Here is a 12247-nt window from a genome sequence, read left to right on the forward strand (position 1 = left end):
TAATTAAACAACAATTTTTGTGTATTTTTTAAACAAAAATGTTTAAATATCCGAATTAGAGCATATTTTAATATTAGAAAAGCTTACTATTACGATAGTAAGCCTTTCCATTAATCTTATGATAATTCTCATAAACTACTTTATTATCTCTCTAATTCTAGCTCTTCCTCTTTTTCTTTTTCCTTCGGCTTATCTTCCAGCCCTTTTAAAGAATTGAATTCATTTTGAGCTTGTTTTTCGCTAGAGTAAAATTCTGTAACTCTTTCAACGCCATTATATTTGTCTAACTTCCCTACATACCAACCGTCCTTAGAATTTATTACTTTTAAATCCTCGCTTTTTTCTTTTTCGGCAACATAAACATTATTAGTAATTTCTTCTCTTAATCCATTATTTCTTGGTAGATTTTTAGTTTTATTAAATGCATAATCAACTAATTCATCCATAGTTTGAATTTCTTTATTTTTTAATAATGTCCAGCCTATTACATTCCCACTATTTTCTGAAAGGAGTATTTCTTTTTGGCTACCATAGGATAAATATTGTCCTACATGAAAATTGGTATCTATTTTAATATCATTTAGCCTTTTATCTATATCATTTCTAATATCTTGAACTTTTTCTTCAAGATTTTCATTTAATTGTTCTTTCATATATTGCTTTAAAACGGTTTCTTTGTGTAAAGATTGAGAGATTGCTATTCTCAACAATTGATTTTGTGCATCTTTTCTATTTGTATATTCCCTAGATACAATGTCTGTTCCACCCATACTTGCAACAGCATACTTACCCTCAGATATCTTGTGTACTTCAAGCAAGGATTCAACATGCTTAAATTGAGATGCTTCTACTAGTTTATTATTAGTAATTTCTTTATTTAATAAATGGTAATCTCCTTGTTTATGAACTTCAGATAATGGAATAATCATATTTTTATTGGTTCTCAAATAGAATTTATCATTTTTAGGTGAATGCTCTAATCTAGCTGATAGAATAATATTGTTTTGTTTGTTAAGTAATTCAAATTGATTAGTATTTAGGTTTTCTTTATTACTTAGTTTTAATCCTAAATCTTTTTCAAAGAACTCTACAGCTTCATAATATTGTTTATCGTTATTTTGATAGAAATCTAGAATTTTGTCTTTTTGTAGTTCATCAAGAGTAGAAATTATATCTCTTGAAACCTCCTGAATCTCACGAATTGCATTTTTAGCTAAGTTTAGATCTTTCGCCCATGTAGCTATATATCCTAAAGAAAAATCATCCCTTTCTAGTCCATAATTACTAGAAACTACATAAGCAACACTTTCCGCTTGCGCTTCCTTATGTCCTCTCGGAAGGTCTTTCATTTCACTTTCTTTATGATGTAACTTCGCATGTGCATATTCATGTAGTAAAGTAGCAAATTTGTCATTTGTATTTTTATTTTCGTTTGTACTTATTACAATTTCATTTGTGTTCCTGTTATAATATCCCCCAACTCCTTGATCAGTAACACTCTCCTTAATATCATATGGAGTTGTTTCCTTCACATGTTTAAAGAAATCTTTATATAAATTATCCATTGATTGGTTATCTGACAAACTATTTTTAATAAAATCACGCACTTTAGGAATTTCTTTACCTACAGTTTGGGAAACATCAAACACGCTTACCATTTTATAACCAACGGTTCTTTCTACAGTTTCAGTTTGAACTTTACCATTCTTATCTAGCATAGGTTCTTTTGTCACAGGATCTACTTTTTCAACTTTTATTTTTTGCTTTTGTGGAGCAAGGATACGGATACTTTTCTCATATTGTTTCGGACTTCTCCCAATCTTCTTCCAATCATTAAAACCTTGCACCATAGTAGCATGTGGCTTTTGAGCAATAATTAATATTGTATTATTAGTTGAATAACCTTTAAATTGCGACATTACTTTTAGTAAATGCTGAAAACGATCATTTTTAAAAATTTCTTCAAGGCCTTTTTCTAATTTTTTATTGGTATCTTCAACTGTTATAAAGTTTTGCATCCTTCTCACACTCTTTTCACATATACTGGTTTAAAGAATTCTTTATCAAATTTATTAATGCTTATATAACCATCAAGCACATAATCATTAATATCCTCATTCAAATGAATTATTTCTTCATAATCAAAATGTTGTTCCCCTTGTTTCTCATAAATTGATTTATCCGTCCCTAAAATCTCATGTTTTTCTAACATCTTTAGTCCTCCTATTTACATTGAAATTCAAATAAAACTTTCCCATCATTAAAAACAAGTACACTAGCAAATTCTTTTTTGCCTTTAAAACCTTTTATCTTACTAGTTTTCCCTTTTTCACATAAGGATTTTATCTGTGTCTTTGTAAGTTTCTTTCCTGATTTCTCTTTAGGAAATGTTTGCTTACAACCTTCTTTATAATTGGTACAACCATAAAATTTTTCTTTTTCTACAATGTGTCCCTTTTTACAAGTAGGACAAAGGGCTAAATAATCCTGAGAAGCTATTTGTTCTACCTGTTCCGACATATCCATTTCCTCTAGTTGTTCTTTCGTGGTTGTAACTAAATGTTGTACAAACCGTTCTGTATTGGCAATAAAGTTTTCTTTTGTGCCTTCATTTTTTCCTATTCTCTTTAAATATTTTTCCCAACCCGCTGTTAATTTTGGATTAGCTAACATTGTCCCTTCCACTAAATCACATAAAATTGCTCCTTTTTTAGTAACATACGTCCGGTTATTTTTAATTTCTATATACTCTTGTTTTTTTAAATTTTCAATGATATTACCCCTTGTACTTTCTTGACCTAATCCTTCTGTCTCTTTCAAAGCATTTTTTTCTTCTTGATCTAATTTGTCTAACACTTTACTTCCACCACAGGTTTTCATGAGTATAATAAGCTCACCTTCAGTGTATCTTTTAGGAACTTTTGTCTTCCCTTCTTTTGTTTTCAAAACAACCGCACAATTATCACCACGATTAAGTTTGGGTAAACTTCCTCTTTCATCCTCTTCTTTACTATCTTCATGATCTGTAGTGAATAAGACTTTCCATCCCTTACTCACTTCCACCTTCCCTACTTTTTCAAACTTTAAATTTTGAAGGTTCAAATCAATTTTCGTTTCCTCATAAATATAAGGATGATGGAACATTCCTAGTACGCTATGAACAATTTCAAAATAGATATTTTTTTGCTTGTCCGTTAATTGACTTATTTGTTTTTCTGTTGGGATTTTTTCAGTCAGTACAATAGCATAATGCTCCTGTACTTTTTTATTATTTACATATCTAGAATTGGGTTCTAATGAATATGGTTCAAAATCTACACCAGCAATTTTTTGATATTCTTTTAAATGTTCTTTCAAATACTCAAACTCGTTTTCTGTAATATATGGCGTATCTGTTCTTGGATACGTAACTAGGGTTAACGGTTTATCATACAACGATTGAACCGTTTCTAAAACTTCCTTAGGGCTATATTTGTATTTTTTATTTATTAGAGCCTGTAAGCTCGATAAAGAATGTAATTTCGGTGAAGATACCTTTTTCACTTCCGTTTTCACTTCTTCTACAATCGCTGTATTTTTCGAATACAAAGATATGTTATGCTCTTTTAGTTTTTCTTTTAACAGGTACTCAGAATCAAATTTTTCTTTGTATTTGGCACAAAAACTTTGATTATCTTTTTCAAAACACCCCTCTATTTCATAGAAAGAAGTCGGTTTAAAATTGGTAATTTCCTTTTCACGCTCATAAATTAAATTTAACGTTGGTGTTTGAACCCTTCCAACTGTAAACGTTCCTTTAATCCCTTTTTTTTGAAGCAATCCACTATATAAACGTGTGCCATTTAGTCCGACTAACCAATCTGAAACTTGTCTCGCCTGTGCTTCATGGTAATAGCTCACAAATTGATTAGCATCTTTTAAATTTTCGAATCCTTTTCTAACTTCTTTTTCAACTAAACTATTAATCCATAGTCTTCTTAAAGGCTTCTCTCCACCTCCTGTCAAGCGAATTATACTATAGGCAATGTTTCCCCTTCTCGATCCGCATCGGTCGCTATAACCACATCTGAAGCGTCTTTCATTAGTTTTTTAATAGTATTGAACTGTTCTACCTTATTATTTGATACCTTAAACTTAAATTCTGAAGGGATAATTGGAAGATCTTTTAAATTCCAATATTTTAATTTTTCATCGTAATCTACAGGATCATAAAGTGTTACTAAATGACCGATAGCCCACGTTAAAATTGCTGAATTCGGAAACAAAGGACAAGCTGGAATTTCTATATATCCTTTCTTTCTTTTGGTATTCATGAATACTTCCTCGTAGGCTTCAGCCTGATTTTGCTTCTCCGCTAAGATTAAAGTATATCCCATTTATAATTCATTCTCCTTTATCCTAAATTCTATATGATATAAGTCTTGTTAGACTGTTCATAACATCAAAATCCCAAATTTAAAGCTTACTTTCAATTTTATAAGACGAGTATGCACAATTTTGCAAACTATTATCCATTTCAAATAAATGTCCGTATTTTTCGATAATCGAGAAGAATTCTTTTTTACTGATAGGTTGAGGTTCTGTAAATACTTCTCCCACATCTTTTGTATAATCAACAACTTCATAATTGTCGCCAATGGCATCATGAGGGTAGAAACTAAACTCTTTTGTTTTAGGATCATACGCTACCCTCAACAATTCAGATAAATACTTTTCTTCCCCATCAACTAAAATCATATGTTCAGGGCAAGAGATATCTCCATCAAATACCTTCCCAAAACGAATCCATATTGAAACAGATGAAATGATCTCTCCTGTTTCTTCCAAAACAATTCTGTCTTTTGCTAACAAGACTTTATCGTACTCTAATTGATATTTCATTTTCATATTCCTTTCTTATTTGAACATTTTTTCAAAGCATCAGTTTTGTTTATAATTTTACATAAACAACAAAACCAATAATTAGCCAAAATGGAATAACTAAAATCAATGCATTTATGCAACCTTCAATAAAAGCAAATGGTTTCTCTTCAATCTTTATAACTTGTTCCACTACTATTTCCCCCTCATAAAATTACCTTCCCCTTACATATACCCCTATCGTAACATTTAAGGTAATTAGGGTATTTTAGGTATTTTTAAAAGCTATTTCTTATTGGACTAAAAAGTTTAACTCTTCATCAATATCTTTTTCAATGTCTTTTATGTCCTGTGAAAGTAACTTTTCAATATCATCAATATTGTTAGCCATTTCAACGTTCTTGGCTATTTCAGTTTTATTGTCCTCCATACTTTGCATACCCTGTTTAATTTTTATAACGGATTCGATGCTTTCACTTGAAAAATCAGCATTTTCCATAATCGTTTCAAGTTCTACACTATAATCTACATATTCCCGTTCTTCTTCAAAAAGTGTCATATTAATAGACTCAATCTTTTCTCTCGGTAGATATTCGTTTAATGTAAATTTACCATCCAAGTAATCTCTAGCCAATTTTTCTATCGACTGAGGTGTATTTATATCATCATTCAAATTATTAACTTCATTTTCCTCATGAATATTCAACTCAACTTCGTCTTTTTTATCCATTTGTGGTTCAGGCTCTTGAACGATCTTCTCTTTTTGTAAATTAACTTTCACATCTTTTTCCAACTCATTATCAGTTAGTTCCTCAACTTTCTTATCATTATGATTAAATAGCGAACGATATCTTTCTCTATATTCATCATAATTTTTCAAGAAATCTTTATAGATAACAAATTGCCATGCCTTTTTCAATTTCAAAGGGTAATATCCAGAAATAAACACATAACAATCTTGCTTATCTATGTTTATTAATTCTCCTTCAGTAATTAAAGGTCGTTTTACATATTGTTCTTGTACTGATCTAGAACTTGTAGACTTCCCACTAAACATACCTGAAGGACCACTTAATGATTCAGATGTCATGCGAACCGTAGTCTCACCAGCTAAATTAGAGTAATATTTAGCTGTCTCAGGATCTTTGGTTCTTAAAAAGAGCGTAAAGTCATGGTTATTAATAATAGTTCTTGCTATTTCCTTTCCATATAAATTTTCTAATTGTGCATTATCTTGAATAATTGTAATCATACTCATACCTAACCCACGACAAGTAGATAAAACCCTATGATACTTCTCTATCTTTCCGATATTCGCAAATTCATCTAACAAGAAGGTCGATGGAATAGGTAATTCAGAGTGGTTACGATCAGCAATGTCATAAAATACACTTATCAATTGATCAAAAAAAGTTGCTGTTAGTGGTGTGAACGGATTTTCATCCATACGAATTTTTATATACAATATACTTTTCTCTTTTTGAAATTCGTTAAAATTAAAATCACTATGCATAGTCATTCTTGCAACCTTTTGTATTGAAAATATAGCTGTTTGTTGCGCAAAAGATGATAATATACTTGATCTTGTTTTACCTTCAGCAATACTGGCATCTTTCAATAAATTGTATGCTGGGTGATCCTCTCCAATTTCGTCACATAATTCCCTCAAATAATTTTCATTATCTGATAAACGATAAAATTCCCTCTTAACATCTTTTGGTATATTCGCATTAGGCTTTTCATTCTTACAATAGATAATTAATCCAGCTAGTAAATCTTTAGCGGTATTAAAGAAGTAATCCTCTTTATCATCTTTCTTAGAGTTTTTTGATATTGTTTTAGCTAGTTGTAATGCATCTTGATCATCTTTTACATAATCAAGCGGATTATATGCATTAGACTCAAAATTAATAAAATCAATTTGGTATACTTTGTAACCCTGATCTTCTTTTATTTTACGAGTCATTTCATGTAATTCACCTTTAGGATCTGTACAAATAATGGTTCTCTCTCTGTTGTTTATTAAATTATTTATCGCAAAAGCTTGGCCTTTCCCTGATCCTGAAGAACCCACAACATTTACATTCAGATTGTCCACCGTAGTTTCATCATGAGCTATGACCAACTTCTTTGTTTCAATATCTCTACCTAAAATTATCCCTTTTTCAACATTTAAGGTTTTAAAGGGGTCTGTCTCGGAGTATTTACTATTTTTAGAAATCGCTCCCCCTTTAAGTAGCTCTAGAATTGTTCCCCATCTTGAAGTACCATGAACACCAAAGTCACTAGCATCCTCATATTTCTTATTTTTCAATCCCATTTTAGAGAACACAAAGCCCATTGATATAACTAATACTACAAGAAATAACATTTGCATTTGCTTATCAGTTGTTTTCATGAACTGAATTGTACCCTCATAATCCTTTAAGTTATCCTGAAGATTATTGTGTTCTTTCAGCACTCTAAGTAATCCAGCATAGAAATATCCAAGTATAGTACCTATAGTTAAACCGCATAAAATTTGAACAAACTTATTTCTACCTTTTCTTTTCATTTTCACTCTCCTATAATTCATGACCTCCAAGATAATTTTTTCTAGCTTTTTTCTTCATTTTTCGTTTTCTTTCTAAATCATTATCTTTGGTTTCTTGACTTTGAGCCATTTGAATTAGAGTGTTAAATAATTGTCCTGAATTACTTGCGACATTATTATTCGTTTGTTCTTCAAATTCATGTTTTCCTCTTGGCTCAAATCCTTTTCTATCTGAAGGTCTGTAATGATTTTGTTCATAAGACTTATCATTATATTTCTTTTGCTTTAGTAGTAATAAATCTTCAGATAATATACCTGTACTTTCTCCTGTTAAATGTAGAAGTAGTAATTGGCTTTGAACCTTTGGAGGGATTACCTTAATTGTTACATCATCAATATTTGGATAGTAATTTTTCATCATATTAAATAGTTTTTCTTTTAAGGCTTCTTTTCTACTTTCCTTATCAGAAATTTGTTCATTGATTGCGGTAAATTTAATTGATGAATCATATACTTTTTCCGCATCAAAATTATCAAATGTGTGTTTATAATCCTTCTGAATTTTAGTCTTAGTTCTTTCTAAAATTAGCAAGTCCTTATTTACACGATCCCATTCATTCAATACATCTTTTAAATTATGATGTTCATCATCTAAATAAGGATTATTCCTATTAAAATCAGGAAGCGATTCATGGATTATAGTATTCTCTCTAAATTGTTGCGTGTATGAAAACTTAATATCATAAAGATCCACATTAGATCCATCGAATTCTTGTGCATACTCAGGATATAAAAACTTAAATTCCTCCTTAGTAAATTCCTTTTGAAGTTCATAGGCTCTTAAAGATTCATCATATATCGTTTCAAAATAAGAAATTGTTCGATTTAATTCATCTTTTTTACTATCTAACTCATTAGTTCTTTCCAATAATAAATCTTCAAATTTATTTGGAATGAATCCATAAGCTAGAACACTTTTAGGATTCTTATCAAAGGACAATTTTGCTTTTGATAAAACCTTTTCTTCAGCATCAATTTGTAGTTTTTTATAATCAATTTTTTTCTTCCAATTATCTAATTTTTTTAGATTCTCTTTTGCACTCTGATAATCAAGGAAACCACCGACACGTCCAGCTACTTTTTTAAGTACTTCCCAATCAAATTCTGATAAATCCATTGATCTACGAATCTGATTAAATTCATTTAACTTTTCATTCTCAAATTTTTGACGATAATCAGATAATGAAACTACTTTTTGTTCAATAATTTCTATCTTTTTATTGGCAACTTCAATCTCTTTATTTATCTGAGCATAATGTGAAGATGGCTGATATTCTTTACCTTCTTTTTTTGAAATTTCCTTTTGTCTTTCCTCAAATTGATATTCTTCTCTTGTAAGTCTCAATCGAGGGATTTTATTTAGACCTTGCTTTTCATAGCTTTCATGGGAAATCCGTTCAGGAATATTCATTTTTTTATACCATTCATTCACTTTTTCAGCATAAGATTCACGCCATTTTAACAATGTTTCTTTATCATTCCAATTAATAGAATGTATCCATTTTCCATCTTCGTTTTTTATTCTTTTTTTCCCCCAACTCCCATCTTCGTTGAAAGGTCTAACTGTCAACATAATGTGCGCATGTGGATTATGTTCACGATCCCTATGTATAGAAATATCAGCTACCATTCCATCACTTACTAACATCCCATTAACATATTCTTTTAGCATTTCTTTTTGTTGTTCATTAGTAAGTTCAACAGGTAGTGCAACTAAAAGTTCTCGTGATAATCTACTATTCCAGTTCCTCTCAACTTTTTCAACTTCATTCCATAACTTTTCACGATCATAAGCCCATTTCGGAGCATGTTTAGGAGCAAGAATAAAAGAATCGGGTTTTACTTCTCTACCTCTATAAGACTTAAATTCCATATCTCTCTCAGAATATAATTTCTCACCACTACGATATGAAGCCGAAGCAACAGCGGATTGACTAGACTTATTAATATTCCTCACATTGAAATAAAACAGACTCATTTTGATTCTTCCTCCTTTCATTTCCCCCGTAGGGCTATTGTCGCCAGACAACGTTTGAATCATAACTTTGGAAAAGTTTTGATTACCCATGAAACAGTTAGGAAACTGACTGTGTAAATGGGCACTCGTTTCTCTTCGTGATCATTATACCACTTCATTTTTCCATCAACAAGTTTCATAGTGGTCTTATATTTAGATTTCTCTTTTATTCTCTATTTCTTTTCTATATAATTCAAATAGGAGGTGTAATCATGGCAAAGTTACGTACAGACGAGAAACTAAATGATATTGAAGAACAAATAAAAAAACTCCAACAAAAAAAGAAAAACCTAGAAAAACAAAAGAATACAAACGTTGGAAAACACTTATTTGAGTCTTGGGAAATAGAAGACGAACAAACAGCTATTACTTTGATCAATATACTTAAAGAACAAGCAAAAGATAAATTAAGAAATATTTCACTAAACGGTGAAGGTTCTAATGGAAACTAAGGATGATCAATTAAAGAAAATTGATCAGAAAATTAAAGATTTAAAAAAGTTACATCATGATACAAAAAAATCTATTGAGAGAAAAAAATCACAAAATCTCAGAAAAGAAAGAGCTAGACGTTTAATCGAGACAGGCGCTTTAGCTGAAAAATATTTTGAAATTACCAATCTGGATATTTCTGAGCGTGAAGATCTTTTCAAAATCTTTTCTAGTTTCATAAAAGCTAATAAACCGAATCACTTAAAAAAATAAAGACACCTCTTTTTAAAAGAGGTGTCTTTATTAATACCACAAAGTATTCATGAATACTTTGTGGTATTAAAGAAAAATATTTCTAATTTTATCAGAGTTCTAATTCATTCTCTTCTTCTCTTTCTTTCTCATTTTCTTTCTCATTTTCTTCTTTTGATTCATATGGTTTTTCATATTTTTTTCCCCATTTTGTTTCACCTGTTTCCGCAAATTCTAGGAACTTATTGTCCATATTTTTGGTACTTGCGTTCATGTGACGGAATTGCGGATTTTCTTCTTCTAATTCTTTCTGATTTTTACTTCCTTTGCTCAATGTATAAACTTCTTTGATACCTTCTAAATTTTTCATCTTAGTTTTTTCATGATCTTTAAAAGATTCAGGGATAAGTCTATATTTATCTTGATTGAATAATATTTTGATATCTCCATCAATTTCTTTTCCTTTTAAATCTTTCAGTTTGAATGCTTTTTTATCATTATCATACTCACTATTAGTTATTTCAATTTTTAATTTTTCTTTCCTATTTGTTTCAACATTAAAAACAACAATATTCATTTCTTTATCTTTTTCAGGATTCCATCCTAAAGCAACCATTTTAGGTAGCATTTCTTTTTGTGAAGCCTGAATTTTTTTATCGAATGAATTGTATTTTTCAAATTCACTAAAATATTCATTTTCTTTCTTCTCTAAATACACATATGGGCTTCCATGTTTTTGATAAAACTGAGAATCTTCTTTGTAGATCTTTAACATTTCATCTGAAATTGAATTTTGTTTCTTTTCTTCTTTTACCTCTTCAATTTCATCAACTTTAATATCTTTTCCTTTTTGCTTTAAATCTTCCATTTCTTTCTGTTGTTCTATTAGATCTTTCTCAATTTTATTTACTGATTCTAATGTTTTATTTGTTTTTTCATGATTCATATTCATTTCTTTTCTTAATTTTTGTATTTCCTCAATAACTTCGTTATTAGTTTCTTTAAATTCTTTAGATTGCATTTTTATATTCTCGTCTAAAAATTTTAAAATTACTTGCTTTGCTATTTCAGGATTTTTCTCTAAATACTCATATACTTTTTTCGATTTACCAGTCAATTCTTCTTTGTTAATACTTTCCAATGCTTTTTTATCAATATCTTTTTCTTTTTCTTTTTCTTTCCCTTCTTTATCCTTATCTTTGTCGCTTTCTTTTCCTTCTTTACCTTCCGGTTCACGTTTTATTTTTGATAACTCTCTTTTCTTAAAAATCGCTTTCCATATTCTACTCATTAGTTCATACATTGCTTCACTAAAATCATCTCTTGTTTGTTCAGCATTATTCATAGCTTATTTCCTCCTTTTTCTATACAATTATCAATTAATTTGATATACATTTATAGTATAATAAAAAAAACTTAAAAACATATAAAAGCAAAATAAATTTAATATAATATTTTTAAAAGGTGGCTGAATTTTTTTGAAACAAAATTTAGATATTCCATTGCAAAGAATTGACAAAAATAAAATTATGGAAATAAAAAAAGCATCAAAAAGAAGTTATCTTGAACAACTACAAGGAATTTTTAATTACTATGAAAAACTTTCTGTAGAATTATTTGCCGATAAAGTTATAAATAATTACGATCAACTTAATGATTTAAAGAAAGACTTAGTAACAATAACAATTAAAAATGAATTATTCACACAAGAAGAGTATTTCAGAAAGATTCACAAAGCAATTCTTACTAAACTACCTCAACTAGAGTTTAAAGAAATGCTAATAATTATGATTGCTCAATACATGAAAGATAAAGAAGATCCATCTTCACTATTTTAAAAACACGATCCCGACTAGGCTGGTAAGCCTATCATCCTTCTTTTAAATCCTCGTTAAAAAGAGAAGTGCCTATATATAGTAGGCACTTCTCTTTTTATTACCCTTAAAGGCTCGTACAAAGCAATAACTCACTTTAACCACCCTTACCCCTTAACCGCACATTCATTTCACGCCTACAGGCCTGTTAGACCTTTAAAAACACACCAAATGAATTCTTTTTGGTTACTATTATTCATTCTTACATCATAAAAACAA

At 29.7% G+C, this 12247-nt stretch carries 12 protein-coding genes; 3 read left to right on the plus strand and 9 right to left on the minus strand.

Annotated elements, in window-relative coordinates; all coding sequences use genetic code 11:
- Positions 1-143: 143 nt before the first annotated feature.
- From QCI79_RS33475 to mobQ, 8 genes are all read right to left on the minus strand, one after another.
- Positions 144-2018 carry an ArdC family protein gene (locus QCI79_RS33475; protein WP_001178927.1) on the minus strand — a complete coding sequence of 625 codons (1875 nt, stop codon included), beginning with the start codon at positions 2016-2018 and terminating at the stop codon, positions 144-146.
- A gap of 5 nt (positions 2019-2023) precedes the next feature.
- Entirely contained in the window at positions 2024-2212 is a 189-nt protein-coding gene (locus tag QCI79_RS33480) for a hypothetical protein (protein WP_000890311.1), read from the minus strand.
- 11 nt (positions 2213-2223) lie between these two features.
- Positions 2224-3900 (minus strand): type IA DNA topoisomerase, encoded by a 1677-nt coding sequence (locus tag QCI79_RS33485; RefSeq protein ID WP_234027050.1) that lies wholly within the window; start codon positions 3898-3900, stop codon positions 2224-2226.
- Between the two features lie 110 nt (positions 3901-4010).
- Complete coding sequence (locus QCI79_RS33490) at positions 4011-4376, minus strand: toprim domain-containing protein (protein ID WP_021728917.1); 366 nt, start codon at positions 4374-4376, stop codon at positions 4011-4013.
- 79 nt (positions 4377-4455) lie between these two features.
- Positions 4456-4881: a hypothetical protein gene (locus QCI79_RS33495; protein WP_000877082.1), complete on the minus strand. Its 426-nt coding sequence runs from the start codon at positions 4879-4881 to the stop codon at positions 4456-4458.
- A 49-nt stretch (positions 4882-4930) separates the two neighbouring features.
- The gene (locus QCI79_RS33500; RefSeq protein WP_000438633.1) at positions 4931-5053 is read right to left on the minus strand and encodes a hypothetical protein; all 123 of its coding nucleotides are present in this window, start codon (positions 5051-5053) and stop codon (positions 4931-4933) included.
- A 99-nt stretch (positions 5054-5152) separates the two neighbouring features.
- Positions 5153-7414 (minus strand): VirD4-like conjugal transfer protein, CD1115 family, encoded by a 2262-nt coding sequence (locus QCI79_RS33505; RefSeq protein WP_000823137.1) that lies wholly within the window; start codon positions 7412-7414, stop codon positions 5153-5155.
- A gap of 10 nt (positions 7415-7424) precedes the next feature.
- Complete coding sequence (mobQ, locus tag QCI79_RS33510; protein WP_000051943.1) at positions 7425-9431, minus strand: MobQ family relaxase; 2007 nt, start codon at positions 9429-9431, stop codon at positions 7425-7427.
- A 251-nt stretch (positions 9432-9682) separates the two neighbouring features.
- Here mobQ and QCI79_RS33515 point away from each other — a divergent pair, with 251 nt between their 5' ends.
- Both QCI79_RS33515 and QCI79_RS33520 read left to right on the plus strand, forming a co-directional pair.
- On the plus strand, positions 9683-9922 hold the full coding sequence (locus QCI79_RS33515) for a hypothetical protein (protein WP_001096581.1): 240 nt from the start codon (positions 9683-9685) through the stop codon (positions 9920-9922).
- Positions 9912-10175, plus strand: a complete 264-nt coding sequence (locus QCI79_RS33520; RefSeq protein ID WP_000448103.1) for a hypothetical protein — start codon at positions 9912-9914, stop codon at positions 10173-10175. Before QCI79_RS33515 ends, QCI79_RS33520 begins: the two co-directional genes overlap by 11 nt.
- Positions 10176-10266: 91 nt before the next feature.
- Here the strand turns inward: QCI79_RS33520 and QCI79_RS33525 are convergent, their stop codons facing one another.
- Entirely contained in the window at positions 10267-11499 is a 1233-nt protein-coding gene (locus QCI79_RS33525; protein WP_021728915.1) for a hypothetical protein, read from the minus strand.
- Positions 11500-11632: 133 nt separating this feature from the next.
- On the opposite strand from QCI79_RS33525, the gene QCI79_RS33530 reads away from it, so the two are divergent.
- On the plus strand, positions 11633-11992 hold the full coding sequence (locus QCI79_RS33530) for a hypothetical protein (RefSeq protein WP_000812483.1): 360 nt from the start codon (positions 11633-11635) through the stop codon (positions 11990-11992).
- The last annotated feature ends 255 nt before the right edge of the window (positions 11993-12247 follow it).

The sequence above is a fragment of the Bacillus cereus group sp. MG1 genome, assembly GCF_040460035.1.
GTDB lineage: Bacteria > Bacillota > Bacilli > Bacillales > Bacillaceae_G > Bacillus_A > Bacillus_A cereus.

What these genes read in the sequence shown, in the direction of transcription:
- QCI79_RS33490 (WP_021728917.1), bottom strand. Translation starts at nt 4,376, where the DNA reads ATGGGATATACTTTAATCTTAGCGGAGAAGCAAAATCAGGCTGAAGCC.
- QCI79_RS33495 (WP_000877082.1), bottom strand. Translation starts at nt 4,881, where the DNA reads ATGAAATATCAATTAGAGTACGATAAAGTCTTGTTAGCAAAAGACAGA.
- QCI79_RS33480 (WP_000890311.1), bottom strand. Translation starts at nt 2,212, where the DNA reads ATGTTAGAAAAACATGAGATTTTAGGGACGGATAAATCAATTTATGAG.
- QCI79_RS33515 (WP_001096581.1), top strand. Translation starts at nt 9,683, where the DNA reads ATGGCAAAGTTACGTACAGACGAGAAACTAAATGATATTGAAGAACAA.
- QCI79_RS33525 (WP_021728915.1), bottom strand. Translation starts at nt 11,499, where the DNA reads ATGAATAATGCTGAACAAACAAGAGATGATTTTAGTGAAGCAATGTAT.
- QCI79_RS33475 (WP_001178927.1), bottom strand. Translation starts at nt 2,018, where the DNA reads ATGCAAAACTTTATAACAGTTGAAGATACCAATAAAAAATTAGAAAAA.
- QCI79_RS33505 (WP_000823137.1), bottom strand. Translation starts at nt 7,414, where the DNA reads ATGAAAAGAAAAGGTAGAAATAAGTTTGTTCAAATTTTATGCGGTTTA.
- QCI79_RS33520 (WP_000448103.1), top strand. Translation starts at nt 9,912, where the DNA reads ATGGAAACTAAGGATGATCAATTAAAGAAAATTGATCAGAAAATTAAA.
- mobQ (WP_000051943.1), bottom strand. Translation starts at nt 9,431, where the DNA reads ATGAGTCTGTTTTATTTCAATGTGAGGAATATTAATAAGTCTAGTCAA.